Here is a 17715-nt window from a genome sequence, read left to right as displayed (position 1 = left end):
TTCTCGGGGGGGCTCCCGCCCCACCCGCTCCGCCGCGGGCCGCCGACCCCGTACGGGGTCGGCGGCCTTCGCCGTATGGACCGGAATCAGCGCTCCGCGACGGGGACGTAGTCCCGCTGCGGGTAGCCGGTGTAGATCTGGCGCGGGCGGCCGATCTTGGTCTCCGGGTCGTTGATCATCTCGCGCCACTGCGCGATCCAGCCGGGCAGCCGGCCCAGGGCGAAGAGCACCGTGAACATCTTGGTCGGGAAGCCCATGGCCTTGTAGATCAGGCCGGTGTAGAAGTCCACGTTCGGGTAGAGCCGGCGGGAGACGAAGAAGTCGTCCGCGAGGGCGATCTCCTCGAGCTGCACGGCGAGGTCCAGCAGCGGGTCCGGCTTGGCCATCCGGCCGAGCACGTCCTGGGCGGCCTTCTTCACGATGGCGGCGCGCGGGTCGTAGTTCTTGTAGACCCGGTGGCCGAAGCCCATCAGCTTCACGCCGTCCTGCTTGTCCTTCACCTTCTGCACGAAGGAGCGGACGTCGCCGCCGTCGGCCTGGATCCGCTGGAGCATCTCCAGCACGGCCTGGTTGGCGCCGCCGTGCAGCGGGCCGAAGAGGGCGTTCACGCCGGCCGAGACCGAGGCGAAGAGGTTGGCGTTGCTGGAGCCGACCAGGCGCACGGTCGAGGTGGAGCAGTTCTGCTCGTGGTCGGCGTGCAGGATGAAGAGCATGTCCAGCACCCGGGCCACCACCGGGTCGACCTCGTACGGCTCGGCCGGCACGCCGAAGGTCATCCGCAGGAAGTTCTCGACGTAGCCCAGCGAGTTGTCCGGGTACAGCAGCGGCTGGCCGATCGACTTCTTGTAGGCGTACGAGGCGATGGTGGGAACCTTCGCCATCAGCCGCACCGTGGACATCTCCACGTGCTCGGAGTCGAACGGGTCCAGGCTGTCCTGGTAGAAGGTCGAGATGGCGCTGACCGCCGACGAGAGCACGGCCATCGGGTGCGCGTCGCGCGGGAAACCGTCGAAGAAGCGGCGCATCTCCTCGTGCAGCAGCGAGTGCCGCCGGATCCGTTCGCTGAATTCGGTGAGCTGCTGCGGGGTCGGCAGCTCACCGTAGATCAGCAGGTACGAGACCTCCAGGAAGGAGGAGTTCTCGGCCAGCTGCTCGATCGGGTAGCCCCGGTACCGCAGAATGCCCGCGTCACCGTCGATGTAGGTGATCGCGGACGAGCAGGACGCGGTGTTGACGAAACCGGGATCGTAGGTGGTCATCCCGGTTTCCTTGAGCAGATTGCCCACCCGGATGCCGGCGGGGCCCTCGACCGCGGACTGCACCGGCATCGACAGCTGCCCACCGGGGTGGTCGAGCTTGACTTCCGTCATGTGTTCCTCGCTTCGCCGGCAAGATCTTCGTTGAATTGCCTTCGCTTTTACCGTACTTACGGTCGGGAGGACACCGCTCGTCATGGTTCTACGGTGAGGTATGCGTCACGCGATTCCCGACTTGCCGGCTGGGAAACCCCGTGGAAGCGCGACCACGCCGCCGCGCGCCGGAGCGTCGGAAGGGCACGCGGCAGCGGTCAGGACAGGGTGAGCCGGCGCAGGGCGCCGTCCGCGGCCACCCGGTAGATGTCCAGGCGGTTGGCCCCGGCGGCGAAGAGCCGGTCGTCGGGCAGCAGCGCCGCGAACCGCCGGCCACCCTTGTCCGGCGGGACGACCGGGACCACCGCGCCGATGGTCCCGTTGACCGCCACCGCGAGCTTCGTCCCGTTCGGCACCGAGGCCGGCACGGTGCCCCAGACCAGGGCGGGCAGGTCGCCGTTCGCCGGGTCGACGGCGCGGAACGCGGCGAGGTTGGCCACGGTGGCCGTACCGCCGGCGGGTCGGTTGCCGGGCCGGGTGCCGACCAGCGGATCCGGGGCGGGGGTGGCGGGCGGGGACGGCACCCCGCCGGTGATCGGCACCGGTTCCCCGGGCCGGTCGTAGAAGCGCTTGTCGGCGCCCTCGCGCGGGGACTGCTTCGCCGAGCGGCCGTCCGTCCGCCAGGGGATCCGGATGTGGGTCTCGTCGGCGATGGTGGGCAGCAGGTCGACATGCTGCCAGTTCCGGTCGTCGACCCGGCCGGTCCGCTGGCCGGGCTCCTTGACGAACATCGGCACCCAGGCGACCTGGTCGGCGGCGTGGTTGATGGCGTCCATCCCCCGGCCCTGCCAGTCGCGCAGGAAGCTCACCCCGTGGTCGGCGGTGACCAGGACGAGGGCCTGGTCGTAGAGGCCGGAGGCGCGCAGCGTCCGCAGCGTCTCGCCGATCAGCCGGTCCGTGTAGCCGAGCTGCGCCAGGTGCCGCTGCCGGGCCAGGTCCACCCAGCCGGCGCCGTCGTTGGGCAGGTCCTCCGGCGCGGCGTACCGGGCCCCGGACGGCAGGTACGCCCACGGCGCGTGCGGCATCAGCAGGTGCAGGAAGTGCAGGGTGGGCCGGGACGAGGGGCGCAGCCCGGCGAGGAAGCTGGTGAACCGGGCCGGCTGGTTGGCGTTGAGGGCGTCCCAGCGGAACTTCGGGTCCGCCGGGACCGGCTCGGCCGCGTCCAGCCCCGCCTCGGCCCGGGTCAGCTCCCGGTACGACGTCTCGGGGTCGACCCGGATGTCCACCGGCGCGGTGACCTGCCGCAGCAGCTTGCCGCTCTCCCGGACCAGCACGCCGAGGCCCTGCTGCGGCGCGGCCGCCTGCTCGCAGCGACTGGGCGGGCAGAGCCGGGTGATGCTCTCCTCCGCCTTGATCTCGTACAGGCCGCCCAGGGCGGTAAACAGGTTGTCCGGGTACTGCGAGTAGTGCGGGGCGACCGACTCGGCCGGGTAGCGGCCGGTCAGCATGGCCGGCAGCGCGTACGGCGTCCAGCCGCTGACGCCGGTGGCGTTGCGGTACCAGGTCGAGCCGGCGGCCAGCTCGGCGAAGTGCGGGTACCGGGTGGCGTCGATCCGCCCGTCCGGTCCGAGCAGCGAGACCAGCGGCAGCTCGTCCAGGACGATCATGACCACCGATGGGTGGACGCCCGCGCCGGCCACTCCGGCGGCGCCGGCGTGGCCGCGGGGCAGCACCACCGCCGAGGCCGGCGAGGCGAAGAGGAAGAGGCCGACGAAGATCGCCGGCCCGACGGCGGCCAGCCGCAGCACCCGCTCCGGCGCCCGCCAGCGACGGTGCGCGGCCGCCCCGACGGCGCCGGCCACAGCCGCCGCCAGCAGCAGTGGTACGCCCCGCAGCGGCGTGGTGTGCCGCCCGACCTGGACGGCGAGCGCGGCCAGCAGCAGCCCCACCACGAGGGTGTGCACGACCGCCCGGGTGACCCGCCCGGCGCACAGGCTGACCGCGCCGAACAGGGCGACCGGCACGGTCGGCGCGATCGCGATCAGGGCCACCAGGAGCAGGACGTCGGCCGGGGAGGCGCGGTGGAACAGGAAGAAGTCGGGGCTGCGCCCCAGCACGTCCAGCAGCGGCTGGGTGACCACCAGCCCGACCAGTGCCGTCACCTCCAGCAGCCGGCCCAGTTCGCTCCGCCAGACCCGCCGGCCGCCGGAGGGCGCCGGCGCGACCGGGCGTACCTCGGGCGGCGCGAGGGTGTCAGCCATGTACCACCACCTGGTAGAGCGTGCGGGTGCCGGACGGCAGCTCGGCCTGGCGGACGATCCGGCCGCGCGCCGCGAGCAGCGGCTCGAACGCCTCCCGCCGGTAGTCGGGGAAGAGCCCGCCGGGCTTGTTGGCCAGCAGCCGGCGTGCCATCGGGTCCTCGGGGTGGACGAACTCCACGACCAGGCTGCCGCCGGGTGCGGTCAGTGCGACGAACTGGTCCAGCACCTCGGCCAGCGGCACGTTCCGGCCGATCGCCAGGTGGTGCACCACCGCCAGCGCGAGCACCAGGTCGGCCCGTGCCCGGTCGCCGAAGGCGGCCCGCTCGACGCCGCGCCAGCCCCCGCCGGGCGACGGGTCGGCCAGGTCCATCACCAGCGGCAGGACGCGCCGCTCCCCCGCCGCCCGCAGGGCGCGGTAGAGCGCGTCGGCCACCGCCGCGTCCTGCTCGACCGCGACCACGTAGCCAGCCTGCCGGGCGGCGATCCGGGCGTACCGGCCGTCGTTGGCGCCCAGGTCGAGCACGAGCCCGGGCGCGGCGGCGGCCACCGCCCGGTCGACGAACTCCTCCTTGGCCTGCCGGTCCGGCACCGAGTACGCGCAGGTGCGCTGGTAGTCCGACCAGTAGCTCTCCCCCGGCCGGTGGTCCAGCCGCCGGACCAGCTTCTCCAGCCCGCGTACGGTCGCCAGGGCCAGCTCGCGCGAGTAGCCGGCGGCCCTCAGCTGGGCGCGGACGTCGGCGGTGCTGGCCCGGGCGTTGCGGGCCTGCATCGCGCCGTGCAGGTGGACGTGGGTGAGCACCCCGGGCCGCCAGCGTCGGGTGCCGCCGAAGAGCCGCCGCATCTGGTCCGGCTCGATGCCGTCGATCCGGGCCCGCAGCCAGGGCTGGAAGTCGACCCCGAGGTGGGCCTGGAGCAGCATGGGATAGAGCAGGGTCTGGCAGAACTGCCGGTACCCGGCCCAGGGCTCCCCGTCGCGGGCCGGCTCGAACGAGCCGACGTCGATGAAGACCGGCGTTGCGCCCCGCCACTGGAGGTTGTACGCCGAGCCGTCCTTGGTGGTGAAGCCGTCGGCCAGCGCCATCCGCAGGACGTCCAGGTGCAGCAGGGCGGCGTCGCGCAGCATGCCGTACGTCCACTCGTACGGGTGGGAGACGAACGGGATGCGCTCGTGCCGGAGCACCGCCGCCCAGGGCAGGTCAACCGGGGCCGGGGTGAGTTCCTCGGTGCCGCAGACCTTGCCGGCGGCGAGCAGGTCGCGGAAGAAGTCGGCGGCAGCCAGTGCGTGCCAGTCCCGGGCGGACCGCTCGTCGAGCCCGCGCAGCACCTCGCCGTGGCGGTGGAAGACCCGGTTGCCAGGGTCGCGGAAGGAGCCGGGCTCGGCCCGGACGCCGGTGTCGAAGAAGGCCACGCCGGTCAGCTCCGGTCGGTGGGCTGCCGGCGGAACCGGGCCACCAACCGTCGCCAGTAGAGCTTGGCGGCCACCGCCGCGCCGGCCACCCCGCCGACCACCGCCTGCACGATCAGGCTGCCGGATCCCGCATCCAGGTAGGCCAGGTGCGTCACGGCTGCCCCCTTCCCCTGTTGATGGAGGCCGGCCCGATATAGGGGCTTTCGGCCTTTAAGCCGGACTTGTCCTTCACCGTACGCCGCCGAGGCGGTCCGTGTCGGGCACACCCGCCACTCCACCCACGTCCGTTCCGTTCAAGACGCCCCGGCCCGCCCGCCCCTACCGTGGCGGCCATGACACCGCACTTCGATCTGATCGGCATGGCCGTCACCGACATGGACCGCACCCTCGACTTCTATCGCCGGCTGGGGCTGGCGATCCCGCCGGGCGCGGAGCGGGAACCGCACGTGGAGATCAACCTGGACAACGGCGTCCGGCTGGCCTGGGACGCGGTCGACATGGTGCGCACCTTCAACCCGGGCTACACGCCGGCCACCGGCAGTCCCCGGATGAACCTGGCCTTCCGCTGCGCCGACCCCGCCGAGGTCGACCGCTGGTACGCGGAGCTGACCGCCGCCGGCCACCACGGCCACCTGCCGCCCTGGGACGCCTTCTGGGGCCAGCGGTACGCGGTCCTGCACGACCCGGACGGCAACGGCGTGGACCTGTTCGCCCCGCTCGACCGGGCCTGACCCCGGGCGCTCCTCCGGCGGCGACCGGTCAGCCGCGGCGGGCCGGCAGCAGGCGGGTCGGGGGCACCCCGGCGAGATCCTTCACCTCGCGGGTGAGATGGGCCTGGTCGGCGTACCCGGCCCGGGCGGCCGCCTCGGCCAGCGGGATGCCGGCACGGGCCAGGTCAAGGGCGCGGCGCATCCGCAGGATGCGGGCGAGGGTCTTCGGGCCGTACCCGAACAGGGCCCGGCTGCGCCGGTGCAGCGCCCGCGCGCCGAGCCCGACCTCGGCGGCGGTGGCCGCCACGGTGGCGCCGGCCGCCAGCCGGGCGGCGACCCACGCGCCGAGCGGGTCGGGCCCGCCGGCGGCGCGCAGCCGCGCCACCGCGACCGCCTCCAGCACCGCGCCGACCGGCCCGGCCCGGCCCGGCCACGCGGGCCCCACCACATCGGCCGGCGCGGCGAGGGAGACGGCCCGCCCGGCACCCGCAGCGCCGGCGGATGGCCCCGGAGGCCGGGCCTCGGCGGCCACCGCCAGCCGGTCGGCCAGCTCGGCGGCCGCCCGGCCCCACAGCTCGGTCAGCGGGGCGCGGCGGTCCCGCAGCTCGTCTGCGGGGACACCGACGACGGCCGGGCCGGTGCCGGGCGGCAGCCGCAGCCCGACCCACCGCTCGCCCGGCACGCTGACGGAGAGGTGGGCGGTCCGATCAGGACCGGCGACCAGCAACCCGGCACGGCTGGACCAGAGCAGGTCCAGGCACCCGTCGGGCAGCACCCGAGCTGGCGCCGCGCCCACCGCGACGCTCTCCCACACCACCGCCCCACCGATCCCCGCCGCTGCCCGTTCCCGATACATCCCTCCACCCTGCCACGCCACCCGGGGCGGTCAGGGGCGGCGGTGGTGCATGGCGAGGCGGAGCAGGATGAAGCGCAGGACGGTGGCGGCGAGGTTCGCGGCGACGAGCACAGCCAGTTCGAGCGTTCGGGGCGGGGCTGCCGTGGCGGTGTGCAGGATTGCCAGGGAGCCGCTGGTCAGGGCCAGGCCCAGGGCGAAGGCGAGCAGCCCCTGGAGGTGGTGCCGGCCGGCGTGGTGGCGGCCCGTGACGCCGAAGGTGAGCCGCCGGTTGGCGGCCGTGTTGGCCACCGCGGTGAGCAGCAGCGCCAGCAGGTTCGCCGGCTGCGCCCCGAGCGGCCCCCGGGCCAGCACGAACAGCAGCAGGTACGCGAGCGTGCTGGCCACCCCGACTGCGGCGAACCGGACCAGCTGCCGGGGCAGCCCGACCGGCACCTGCGCCGGCGGCTGGTGCAGGGGCGCCCGCCCCAACTGCTCGCGCAGCTCCGCCAGGGGCAGCGCGCCGGTGACCAGCGCCCGGCCCAGCCGCCCGATGCCGCGCAGGTCGGCCAACGCGGTGGCCACGATGTCCACCCGGCTGTCCGGGTCGTCCACCCAGTCCACCGGCACCTCGTGGATGCGCAGCCCGGCCCGCTGCGCCAGGACCAGCAGCTCGGTGTCGAAGAACCAGCCGGTGTCCTGGACCAGCGGCAGCAGCCGGGCGGCCACGTCGGCGCGGATCGCCTTGAACCCGCACTGCGCGTCGGAGAAGCGCGCCGCGAGGGTGCCGCGCAGCAGCAGGTTGTAACCGCGGGAGATGACCTCCCGCTTGGCGCCCCGGACCACCCGGCTGGTCCGGGCCAGCCGGGTGCCGATGGCCAGGTCCGAGTGGCCGGAGATGAGCGGCGCCACCAGCGGCAGCAGCGCCGCCAGGTCGGTGGAGAGGTCCACGTCCAGGTACGCCAGCACCGGCGCCGGGGAGGCGGACCAGGCCGCCCGCAGCGCCCGGCCCCGCCCCTTGGCGTCGAGGTGCAGCACGCTCACCCCGGGCAGCTCCGCGGCGAGCGTCTCGGCCACCGCGAGGGTGCCGTCGGCGCTGGCGTTGTCGGCCACCGTGATCCGGAACGGGTACGGGAAGTGCGTGCTGAGGTGGGCGTGCAGCCGCCGGACGCAGGGCCCGAGGTCGGTCTCCTCGTTGTAGACGGGGACCACCACGTCCAGCACGGCCGTCGGCGCCGTCGGGCGGGCCTGCACCGCGGCCCGGGGTTGGCTCGTCCAGGTCATGGTCAGCCCTGCTTCCCGCTGCTCAGGTCGTACACGGTGACGCCGTCGACGGTCTTGGCGGTGAAGTGCTCGGCGACCCAGGCGGCGATCTCCTGGGACGCGCTGCTCCCGCCGTTGGCCCGGAACCCGCCGCCGCCGATGAAGTAGTGGACCTTTCCGGCGGCGACGTACTGCTGGAACTGCGCCAGGGTCGGGGACGGATCGCTGCCGTTGAAGCCGCCGATCGGCATCACCGGCCTGCGGGTGGTGAGCTGGTAGCCGGAGGCGTTGTTCGAGCCGACGGTGGCGGCCACCCAGGTGTACCGGTCGGCGTCGGCCGTCAGCAGCGCGGTCATCTCCGCGCTCGGCTCGCTGGCGTCGAGCAGCCCGCCCATGCCGCCGCCGTTCCGCTGCGACCGCCCGTCGCCCCCGGGGAACGCGCCACCGGGGAACTGTCCCGTGCCGGTCTGGCCGGGCTGGCCGGTGCCGGCGGTCGCACTGCCGGGCAGACCGGGGAGACTCCCGTTCGGACCGCCCGGGAAGCCCGGGAACTGCCCCTGGCCGCCGGGGGAACCGGGGAACCGGCCGTCCTGCGCCGTGCCGCCGTCCGGGCCGCCGGGGAGCTCCATGCCGGCCGGCATCCGGCCGCCGGGGAACCCGCCGCGCCCCGGGCCGAAGCCGCCCTGCGTGAACGGGCCGGCGCTGGGGATCGAGCCGGTGTGCGGCGTCGCGGCGGTCTTCAGCGCGTACCCGGCCGGGCCGGCGAGGACGGCCACCGCGCCGAGCGCCAGCACCACCGGGGCCACCCGGCGGGGCAGCCGGCCGACCAGGAGCAGCAGGACGGCGGCGGCCAGGCCGACCGCCAGCACGGCGGTGGGCAGCCACGGATACCAGTCGGCGCTGCGGCCCAGCAGGCGCCACGACCACCAGGCGGTGACCGCCAGGGTGACCGCCAGCGTGGCGGTCGCCGCGCGGGACCGCCATCGGCCCGGGGTGGCCCGGGCCCGCCACAGCAGGGCCACGCCGATGCCGACCAGGGCGCCGACCGCGGGGGCCAGGGCCACCGTGTAGTAGGCGTGGAAGATCCCGGACATCAAGCTGAAGATCAGCCCGGTGACCAGCAGCCAGCCGCCCCAGAGCAGCAGGCCGGCCCGGGTCCGGTCGGTCCGCGCCGCCCGGCCGGCCAGCACCAGGCCGGCGACCAGCAGGATCAGCGCGGCCGGCAACAGCCAGGAGATCTGCCCGCCGACCTCGGTGTCGAACATCCGCAGCCAGCCGGTCTGGCCGGAGAACGGTCCCCCGCCACCGCCGCCCATCCGGCCGGGGCCGACGCTGCCCTCCTCGTTGCCGGTGATCCGGCCCAGACCGTTGTAGCCGAGGGTCAGCTCCAGGATGCTGTTGTGCTGCGACCCGCCGATGTACGGGCGGGCGCTCGCCGGCACCAGCTCCACCACGGCCACCCACCAGCCGGCGGAGACCACCACGGCGAGCCCGGACAGCAGCAGCTGACGGATCCGGCGCCAGACGCCGGTCGGCGCGGCCAGCAGGTAGACGCCGGCGAAGACCGGGATCACCAGGAACGCCTGGAGCATCTTGGTGAGGAAGCCGAGGCCGACCAGCACGCCGGTCAGCATGAGCCACCGGGTGCTCGCCGTCTCGACCGCACGCACCGTGGCGTACGCGGCGGCGACCAGCAGGAACACCAGCAGCGCGTCCGGGTTGTTGAACCGGAACATCAGGGTGGCCACCGGGGTGACCGCGAGCACCGCGCCGGCGAGCAGACCGGCGGCCGGGCCGTACCAGCGGCGGACCGCCGCGTACAGCACGCCGACCGTGGCCACCCCGAGCAGCGCCTGCGGAACCAGGATCGACCAGCTGCTGAGCCCGAAGACCCGGACGGAGAGCGCCATCAGCCACAGCGAGGCGGGGGTCTTGTCGACGGTGATCGAGTTGGCCGCGTCGGATGAGCCGTAGAAGAACGCGGTCCAGCTCTCCGAGCCGGCCTGCACGGCCGCCGAGTAGAACGCGTTGCCCCAGCCGGAGGCGCCGAGCCCCCACAAATAGAGCACGGCGGTGGCCAGCAGCAGCCCGATCAGGGCCGGTCTCGCCCAGCGCGGATCGCGGCGGGGCGGCGCGGGTGCCGCCACTGTGGGACCCGGTTCCGGGGCGGGCGCAGGGGGCGGCTCGGTCCCGGTCGACCCGCTCGCGGGCGCGGTCAGCAGACTCTCTGTTCTGTCCATGCCGGCCAGCCTCCGGTGACCCGCTGGTCCGGCCCCATGAACGACCTATGCGTCGGCTGTGGATCCCAGCAGCCGCACCGTGAAGGTGGTCCGGCCGGGACGGCTGGCCACGTCGACCCGGCCGTGGTGGGCCTCGACCACGGCGGCCACGATGGCCAGACCGAGCCCGGTGCTGCCGTGCGCCCGGGAGCGGGAGCTGTCGCCGCGGGCGAAGCGCTCGAAGACCTCCGGCTGGAGGTCGGTGGGGATGCCGGGGCCGTCGTCGGTGACGCTGAGTTCGACGCCGTCGGTCACCGGCGCCAGCCGGGTGGTCACGGTGGTGCCCGGTGGGGTGTGTACCCGGGCGTTGGCGAGGAGGTTGGCCAGCACCTGGTGCAGCCGGTGGGCGTCGCCGGTGACGCTCACCGGCTCGTCCGGCAGGTCCAGCTGCCAGCGGTGGTCGGGGCCGGCCACATGCGCGTCGCTGACCGCGTTCACCACGAGGGCGGTGAGGTCCACCGGCTCGGCCGCGAGGGGTCGCCCGGAGTCCAGCCGGGCGAGCAGCAGCAGGTCGTCGACGAGGCTGGTCATCCGGGTGCTCTCGGACTCCACCCGGCGCAGCGCGTGGGCCACGTCCGGCGGGACCTCGTCCCGGCCGCGCCGGGCCACCTCCGCGTACCCGCGGATCGCCGCCAGGGGGGTGCGCAGCTCGTGGCTGGCGTCGGCGACGAACTGGCGTACCCGGGTCTCGCTGGCCTGGCGGGCGGCGAGCGCGGCGGCGACGTGGCCGAGCATCCGGTTGAGCGCGCCGCCCACCTGCCCCACCTCGGTCCGCGGGTCGGTGTCGGCTGCCGGCACCCGGACCGACAGCGCCACCTCGCCGCGGTCGAGCGGCAGCTCGGTGACCCGGCTGGCGGTGGCGGCGACCCGGTTCAGCGGGCGCAGCGTGGCCCGGACGATCAGCGCGCCGAGGCCGCCGGCGATGATCAGCCCCGCCACGATCACGCCGGCCTGGGCGACGACCATCCACATCACCGTCTGCTCGGCGCCGGCGAGCGGGATGGCGAGGGCGAGCACGTCGCCGTCGGGCGCCCGGTGGGCGGTCGCGCGGAAGTCACCGCGGTCGCCGACCTCGACGGTACGTGGCCGCCCGTCGAGCGGCAGCGCGGCAACTGCGGTGACGTCGGTGGCGGACACGGCTTCGGTTCCCCCGGACTCGGTTCGGGCCGTCGCCGTCGGAACCCCGCCGTCGATCCGGATCGCGATCGAGCCGGGTGGGAAGCCGGGCGGCGGCTCCGGCCGGTCGGTGTTGGGGCCCAGCCGCCTCGAATCGCCGGGGCGGAACCAGGGCGGCACGTTGGAGCCGCGCCGGTCGCTCATGGTGAGCTGCTTGTCGACCTGGTTGACCAGGAAGTGCCGGAGGGCGACCGTGGTCAGCCCGCCGATGCCGACGCTGACCAGGGCGAGCAGCGCCACCACGGAGAGCACGAGGCGGCGGCGTAGCGACCAGCCGGCCAGCCGACGACGCAGCCGCTCGGCCAGGTCACTCCGCCGGCTTGAGGACATACCCGGCGCCCCGCAGCGTGTGGATCATCGGCTCGCGGCCCGCGTCGATCTTCTTGCGGAGGTACGAGATGTACAGCTCGACCACGTTGGCCTGGCCGCCGAAGTCGTAGTTCCAGACCCGGTCGAGGATCTGCGCCTTGCTGAGCACCCGGCGCGGGTTGCGCATCAGGTAGCGCAGCAGCTCGAACTCGGTGGCGGTGAGGGTGATCAGGTCGGCGCCACGGCGTACCTCGTGGCTGTCCTCGTCCAGGCTGAGGTCGCCGACGGTGAGCACGGCCTCCTCGCGGGTGGCGACCGCGAACCCGGAGCGGCGCAGCAGGGCACGCAGCCGGGCGATCACCTCCTCCAGGCTGAACGGCTTGGTGACGTAGTCGTCCCCGCCGACGGTGAGCCCGGCGATCCGCTCCTCCACCGCGTCCCGGGCGGTGAGGAAGAGCACCGGGACGCTCGGGGTCTCCTCGCGCAGCCGGCGCAGCACCTGGAAGCCGTCCAGGTCGGGGAGCATGACGTCGAGCACCACCACGTCGGGCTTGACCTGCCGGGCGGTGGTGATCGCGGCCGTCCCGTTGCCGGCCGTGGCCACCTCCCAGCCCTCGTAGCGCAGGGCCATCGCGAGCAGGTCGGTCAGCGTCGGCTCGTCGTCGACCACCAGTACGCGCACCGGTTCGCCGTCCGGTCGGCGCAGCTCGATCCGACCCCGCATGGCCTGCCCGTCCATCACCATGTCCCCCATCGTGGGCCGCCCCGCTGTGCCGCGCCTGTCCCGATCCTGTGTACCAGCTGTGCGGCCGCCCACGGCGTTCCCGCGCAGGTCGGCCGCTCGGCCCGCCGCCTGGTGGCCCGCCGGGTGGTGGGCGGGGTCGCTGCGGGATCACTTGTCGGCAGTGCGTGGACGGCGGTCGGTCGGCCTGAGCCCGCTCACTCGGTGGCGCCGAACGGCTCGGTGCGCACGTACCGCATCGTCCAGGTGCCCCAGCCGTCCCGCCGGTCGCGCTCGTAGAGGTGGTCGGTCTCGTCGCCGGGCGGAGCGGCCGCCTCGCCCGGGTGCCGCATGATCCACCGCCGCGGCGGCTCCCCGTCCGGCTCGGCCGGCAACTCCCGGACCAGGTCGTGGGCGGGTCCGCCGACGAACCGTACGCGCACCAGAGCCACCGCGCACCCTCCGTTCCCGCCGGCACGACCCCTTCCGGGGAACCTACCCGCGCCGCCGGCCCGGCGGGCGAAACCCCCGGCGGTTTGCCCTGCTCGGGGCCCGGGTACCGCGACCCGCAGTACCGGGGCGCTTCCCGCACCGGACGCGACGGCGAGGAGGGTCGATGAGGACGCTGGGCGGGCGGTACGAGCTCGAACAGCGCGTCGGCGTCGGGGGCATGTCGGAGGTCTGGCGGGCCCACGACCTGGTGCTGGACCGGACCGTGGCGGTGAAGCTGATCTCCCCCGGGCTGGACGGCGAGGCCACGTCGGTCGAGCGGATCCGGGGCGAGGCCCGCTCCGCGGCCCGCCTCGTGCACCCGAACGTGGCCAGCGTGCACGACTTCGGCACCGCCACCGCCACCGCCCTGGACGGACGCGAGCTGCCGTACATCGTGATGGAGCTGGCCGAGGGCGAGACGCTCGCCGCGCACCTGCGGGGCGGCCCGTTGGACTGGCGGATCGGGGTCCGGGTGTGCGCCGAGGTGAGCGCGGCGCTGGCCGCGGCGCACGCGCAGGGCATCGTGCACCGGGACGTGAAGCCGGCGAACGTGATCCTCACTCCGGCCGGGGTGAAGGTGCTCGACTTCGGCATCGCCACCCCGGCCGGCACCCCCGACCAGACGCCGGACGGCGTGGTGATCGGCACTCCCGCGTACCTGGCGCCCGAGCAGCTGGACCGGCAGCCGGCCACCCCCGCCGCTGACATGTACGCCCTCGGCGTGCTCCTCTACTACTGCCTGACCGGCCGGCTGCCGTACACCGCCGACAGCACCGCGCAGTATCTGGGCTGCCGCCGGCGGCAGGCGCCGGAGCCGCTGCCGGAGATCGACGGCCTGCCGCCGGAGGTCGCCGACCTCTGCCACCGGTGCCTGTCCGAGGATCCGGCCCGGCGCCCGACCAGCCTGATGGCCGCGCTGCTGCTGGCGGAGGCGGTCGATGCCCGGGTGTACGTGCCGATGATGCCGCCGGCCGCGCGCCGGCAACGTCCGGCCCCACTGTCCCCGTGGACCGAGCAGGCCGCCGCCGCGTCGACCGAGGCGATGGGCCTGGACGAGCCGACCTGGACTCGCTGACCTGGACCCGCCCGCGCTGATCCGGCCGCCGCAGGCGCTGGTCACGCCGCCGCTCGGCGGGCCGTCCGCGGTGCTCCCGGCCCGGTTTCGCGGGGCGGCGGCCGGGTAGCCGGGCGGGTGAGCGACGGGAGGAACGCGATGTCGGATCCGAGTTCCTGGCTGCACGAGAAAGCCACGGCGACCGCCGCGGGCGGTCACGTACGCACCGACGACGGCGGGCTCTCCACGGCCCTGGCGTCCCCGCTGGCGCCGCACTGCACCGGGCTGACGCCGGAGCAGTTGCTGGCCGCCGCGTTCGCGTCCTGCCTGCACCATGCGGCGGTGGAGGCGGCCGCCGAGATCACCGACGAGGCGCACACCGTCGAGGTGACCGCGGAGGCGAGGCTCGGCCGCGACGACGACGGCCGGTACCGGGCCGATGTGCACGCGGAGATCTCCTCCGCCGGCCTGACCCGGGACCAGCTGGCCGACCTGGTCGTACACGCCGATCGGTTGTGGCCGTTCTCCAGCGACGACAACAGCCGCCACCGGCTGACCGTCACGCCGGCGGACGGCGGCCGGCACTGACCGCTACCAGCGGAAGCTGGCGGTCACCGCGCGGTGGTCGCTGTCCGGGGTGTGCAGCACGCCCGCCGCGGTGGGGGTGAGCCCCCGGTAGAGCACGTGGTCCGGGCGGGTCACCGGCAGCTCCGCCGGCCAGGTGAACCCGAAGCCCTGACCGACGTCGGCCTGCGCGTTGTTCAGCAGCCGGGTGAGCGGCGCGAAGACCCGGTCGGTGGTGGCGGTGTTCAGGTCGCCGAGCACCACCAGGCGGGAGGCGTGGTCGTCCCGGACCTTGGCGGCCAGCGCGGCGAGGGTCTCGTCCCGGGTGACGGTGTGCCCGGCCCGGGCGGAGCCCAGATGGACCACGTACACCACGAGGTCGCCCTGGGGGGCGGCGACCACCGCCCGTAATGCCCGGTCCCAGCCCAGGCCCGTGTCCACGCCCACCGAGTCACGGATCGGCCACCGGCTCCACAGCGCGACCGTCGACACCGCGGCCCGGTGGGGGTACCGCTGACCCAACGCCACGTCGACCCGGTCGCCGTCGTCGACCTCCTGCAGCCCGATCAGGTCCGCGCCCGCACCGGCGAGCGCGTCGACCGTGGCCGCCGGGTCGGGGTTGCCGGAACGCAGGTTCTGGCTGGCCACCCGGATCGAGGCCGGCCCGGTGCCGGCCGCCGGCGGCAGCCAGGCGCCACCGAAGAGCGCGGCCCAGACGACCGCCGGCAGGAGCACGGCCAGCAGCGCCCGCCGGGATCGGCGCAGCAGGGCCGCGAGCGCGAGCGGGGGTACGCCCAGACCGAGCAGCGGGGTGACGCTGTCGACCAGGCTACCCAGGCCGTGCACGTTGGGCACCACCCGATGGCCGGCCAGCAGCACGGCGAGCAGCACGGCGAGGAGGCCGACGAGCAGTCCCCGCCGGTCCGGGCGACCGCTGGGGTCACCGGCGGCCCGCTCATCCACCATCTGCTCCGTCACCGTCCGCATCGTATCGAGCCGGCCCGCCCCCGGTGGCCGCGATGCCGGCACACCCGGCCGTCGTGTGGTTAGGCCCACCGGCTGAACCGAAAACCGCAGGTGGCGGGGGTGCGCATGGGCCGAACGGGGGAGGCGCGGGCGAAGCATGGCAAAGATGATCATCCGCACGCTTCATCCCGCCCTTCCCGTCATTACCGACAAATGCGAAAGGAAGGAAGGGCGGCTTTCGTTATTCACCGAGCGTATTGCCGGGGCGGATCATGGCAAATTGTGGCGCATGCCACTAACTACCCTGGTGGCAACCGCCGCGAAGCTTTCTAGCCTCTCCGGGTGCACCCCGACGACCCCTCACCGCAGAACCAGACCGAGACGTGCGTCTGTGGCCTGACGACCGACCGGGCCTCGGCCGAACGGAGGATCGGACGGCACCGGACCGCACCACCGCGCCGCGGCCCGCTCCGGTCAACGCCCGCCCGGGTCGCGCTGGCGGCCGGCGTGACCTGCTGTCTCGGCCTGATCGGCTTCGTCGGCGCCCAGGACACCGGCCAGCGACACGAGCCCGTCCGCGAGGTACTCGCCGACCGCGCCGCCGCGGAGCAGCCAGCCTCCCGGGATTTCACCCGCACCACTCCCCCGGTCGCCGTGCCGGTCACCCCGATCCCGGTCGCCACGCCCAGCCCGACTCCGACGAAGAAGAAGGCGCCGAAGAAACCGGCCAAGCCCAAGCGCCCCCGCCCGGTCGCCGGTCTGGACCAGCTGCAGATGGACAACGCCAAGGTGATCGTCGACGTCGGGCGGGCCATGCAGATGCCGCGCCGCGCGCTCGTCGTGGCCATCGCCACGGCCATGCAGGAGAGCAACCTCTACAACCTGGCCAGCGACGTGCTGCCCGAGTCCTACGACTACCCGCACCAGGGCAGCGGATCCGACCACGACTCGGTCGGGCTGTTCCAGCAGCGGCCGAGCAGCGGCTGGGGCACCGTCGCCGACCTGATGCGGCCGGCGTACGCGGCCCGCGCCTTCTTCACGGCGCTGAACGAGGTGCCCGGCTGGGCGGACCTGAGCGTCACCCAGGCCGCCCAGGCCGTGCAGGTCTCCGCCTTCCCCGACGCGTACGCCCAGCACGAGGAGCGGGCCACCACGGTGGTCGCGGCGCTGGTCTGAGCAGGGCTCAGGCAGCGCTCCGCTCGGCCGGCCCCGGACCGCCCGCACCGACCCGGGTGGCCGGCACCCCGGCGGCGGCGGTCGGGGTGTCCGCCGGCACCACGTCGCCCGGCACCCCGGCCAGGATCTCCTCCGTCTGGGCCGCGCGCCGGCGGCGGGCCAGCAGCGCCGCCTCGAAGTCCCGGCGCGCCCGCACCGCCTCGGCGTACGCCTGCTCGCGGACCTGGCGGGCCTCCTCCCGGGCGGCCTCCAACTCGCCGCGGGCCTGGGCCAGCAGCTCCGCCGCCTCCCGCTCCAGGGTCGACGCCCCGGCCCGCCAGGCGGCCACCTCGACGTCGACCGGTGCGGTACGCCGGTGCAGGAAGTCGCAGAGCTGGCCCGCCTCCTGCCGGACCTGGTCCCACTCGCGGCCGGCGCCGCCCGCACTCTCCGCGCGCGCCGCGAGCCGGACCAACCGGATCCCCAGCTCGTCCAGGCAGGCATCCACCTGCCGCTGGTCATAGCCGGTCTCAACGACGGAGAACCTCATACTGTCGCCCCCCAGGCAGCTGGTGTCACTTCCCCCACCTGCCGATCCTGCGGGGTCGCGGCTGCCGCCGCGGCGGTTCCCAAAAAATGTTCAGTATCCGAGCATCCCCGCGACCTGGCGTCGTCGACGACTCAGCGCTGCTTGGGGAGGACGGCCACCCGGCCGAAGAACTCGTCGATGCGGTGCACCACGTCGTTGAACTCGTCCAGGTCGATCGGCTTCGTCACGTACGCGTTGGCCTGCAGGGTGTAGCTGCCGAGAATGTCGGTGTCGGCGTTGGACGTGGTCAACACGACGATCGGGATGGTCCGCAGGTCGTCGTCCCGCTTGACCGCGCCGAGCACCTGCCGCCCGTCCATCCGAGGCATGTTGAGGTCGAGCAGGATCACGTCCGGTCGGCGGGCCTCGGTGTGCCGGCCCTCCCGCCGGAGAAACTCCATCGCCTCCTGCCCGTCGTTGACCACGTCGATGACCTTGTCGACGTCCGAGTCCGAGAGGGCCTCCTCGATCATCAGGACGTCACCCGGGTCGTCGTCCACGACGAGAATGCGTACCGGGTTCGAGGTGCCTGGGCCCATGGCTTACCTGCTTCGGGTCGAAGGCGGAACGGGACCGGGCGGTCACCT

The 17715-nt window shown here is 74.3% G+C and carries 17 protein-coding genes; 4 read left to right on the top strand and 13 right to left on the bottom strand.

The window, feature by feature from the left end; translation table 11 throughout:
• Positions 1–86: 86 nt before the first annotated feature.
• The 4 genes from ABZ783_RS33705 to ABZ783_RS33690 all read right to left on the bottom strand — a co-directional run bounded on the left by ABZ783_RS33705 (position 87) and on the right by ABZ783_RS33690 (position 5173).
• The gene (locus ABZ783_RS33705) at positions 87–1370 is read right to left on the bottom strand and encodes a citrate synthase (protein WP_073836571.1); all 1284 of its coding nucleotides are present in this window, start codon (positions 1368–1370) and stop codon (positions 87–89) included.
• A 197-nt stretch (positions 1371–1567) separates the two neighbouring features.
• On the bottom strand, positions 1568–3610 hold the full coding sequence (locus ABZ783_RS33700) for a sulfatase-like hydrolase/transferase (RefSeq protein WP_357445925.1): 2043 nt from the start codon (positions 3608–3610) through the stop codon (positions 1568–1570).
• Complete coding sequence (locus tag ABZ783_RS33695) at positions 3603–5027, bottom strand: class I SAM-dependent methyltransferase (protein WP_357445938.1); 1425 nt, start codon at positions 5025–5027, stop codon at positions 3603–3605. Before ABZ783_RS33695 ends, ABZ783_RS33700 begins: the two co-directional genes overlap by 8 nt.
• Positions 5024–5173 (bottom strand): hypothetical protein, encoded by a 150-nt coding sequence (locus tag ABZ783_RS33690; protein ID WP_167666652.1) that lies wholly within the window; start codon positions 5171–5173, stop codon positions 5024–5026. Before ABZ783_RS33690 ends, ABZ783_RS33695 begins: the two co-directional genes overlap by 4 nt.
• A gap of 177 nt (positions 5174–5350) precedes the next feature.
• On the opposite strand from ABZ783_RS33690, the gene ABZ783_RS33685 reads away from it, so the two are divergent.
• A complete protein-coding gene (locus ABZ783_RS33685; RefSeq protein ID WP_357445921.1) occupies positions 5351–5749 on the top strand; it encodes a VOC family protein in 399 nt (132 codons plus the stop codon).
• Between the two features lie 28 nt (positions 5750–5777).
• On the opposite strand, the gene ABZ783_RS33680 is transcribed toward ABZ783_RS33685, so the two are convergent.
• From ABZ783_RS33680 to ABZ783_RS33655, 6 genes are all read right to left on the bottom strand, one after another.
• Positions 5778–6584 carry a helix-turn-helix domain-containing protein gene (locus ABZ783_RS33680; protein WP_357445918.1) on the bottom strand — a complete coding sequence of 269 codons (807 nt, stop codon included), beginning with the start codon at positions 6582–6584 and terminating at the stop codon, positions 5778–5780.
• A 30-nt stretch (positions 6585–6614) separates the two neighbouring features.
• On the bottom strand, positions 6615–7844 hold the full coding sequence (locus ABZ783_RS33675) for a dolichyl-phosphate beta-glucosyltransferase (protein ID WP_357445915.1): 1230 nt from the start codon (positions 7842–7844) through the stop codon (positions 6615–6617).
• Between the two features lie 2 nt (positions 7845–7846).
• Entirely contained in the window at positions 7847–10063 is a 2217-nt protein-coding gene (locus tag ABZ783_RS33670) for a glycosyltransferase family 39 protein (RefSeq protein WP_357445912.1), read from the bottom strand.
• 45 nt (positions 10064–10108) lie between these two features.
• Complete coding sequence (locus ABZ783_RS33665; protein ID WP_357445909.1) at positions 10109–11608, bottom strand: ATP-binding protein; 1500 nt, start codon at positions 11606–11608, stop codon at positions 10109–10111.
• On the bottom strand, positions 11586–12326 hold the full coding sequence (locus ABZ783_RS33660; protein WP_357445935.1) for a response regulator transcription factor: 741 nt from the start codon (positions 12324–12326) through the stop codon (positions 11586–11588). The genes ABZ783_RS33665 and ABZ783_RS33660 overlap by 23 nt, the downstream gene beginning before the upstream one ends.
• A 200-nt stretch (positions 12327–12526) precedes the next feature.
• Positions 12527–12760, bottom strand: a complete 234-nt coding sequence (locus ABZ783_RS33655; protein ID WP_357445906.1) for a hypothetical protein — start codon at positions 12758–12760, stop codon at positions 12527–12529.
• A gap of 164 nt (positions 12761–12924) precedes the next feature.
• On the opposite strand from ABZ783_RS33655, the gene ABZ783_RS33650 reads away from it, so the two are divergent.
• Positions 12925–13875 (top strand): serine/threonine-protein kinase, encoded by a 951-nt coding sequence (locus ABZ783_RS33650; protein WP_357445903.1) that lies wholly within the window; start codon positions 12925–12927, stop codon positions 13873–13875.
• Between the two features lie 138 nt (positions 13876–14013).
• Positions 14014–14442 (top strand): OsmC family protein, encoded by a 429-nt coding sequence (locus tag ABZ783_RS33645; protein ID WP_357445900.1) that lies wholly within the window; start codon positions 14014–14016, stop codon positions 14440–14442.
• A 3-nt stretch (positions 14443–14445) separates the two neighbouring features.
• On the opposite strand, the gene ABZ783_RS33640 is transcribed toward ABZ783_RS33645, so the two are convergent.
• Positions 14446–15396, bottom strand: coding sequence for an endonuclease/exonuclease/phosphatase family protein (locus ABZ783_RS33640; protein WP_357445897.1), 951 nt, complete (start codon positions 15394–15396; stop codon positions 14446–14448).
• Between the two features lie 417 nt (positions 15397–15813).
• Here ABZ783_RS33640 and ABZ783_RS33635 point away from each other — a divergent pair, with 417 nt between their 5' ends.
• Positions 15814–16560, top strand: coding sequence for a hypothetical protein (locus ABZ783_RS33635; protein WP_357445932.1), 747 nt, complete (start codon positions 15814–15816; stop codon positions 16558–16560).
• A 7-nt stretch (positions 16561–16567) separates the two neighbouring features.
• Here the strand turns inward: ABZ783_RS33635 and ABZ783_RS33630 are convergent, their stop codons facing one another.
• Positions 16568–17089, bottom strand: a complete 522-nt coding sequence (locus ABZ783_RS33630; protein WP_357445894.1) for an ATPase — start codon at positions 17087–17089, stop codon at positions 16568–16570.
• 131 nt (positions 17090–17220) lie between these two features.
• Positions 17221–17667, bottom strand: coding sequence for a response regulator (locus tag ABZ783_RS33625; protein WP_357445891.1), 447 nt, complete (start codon positions 17665–17667; stop codon positions 17221–17223).
• Between the last annotated feature and the right edge of the window lie 48 nt (positions 17668–17715).

The sequence above is a fragment of the Micromonospora sp. NPDC047738 genome (assembly GCF_040642675.1).
Taxonomy (GTDB): domain Bacteria; phylum Actinomycetota; class Actinomycetes; order Mycobacteriales; family Micromonosporaceae; genus Micromonospora.
Note: the sequence above shows the minus strand (reverse complement) of the source record. Positions and strands in the feature narration are given on the sequence as shown.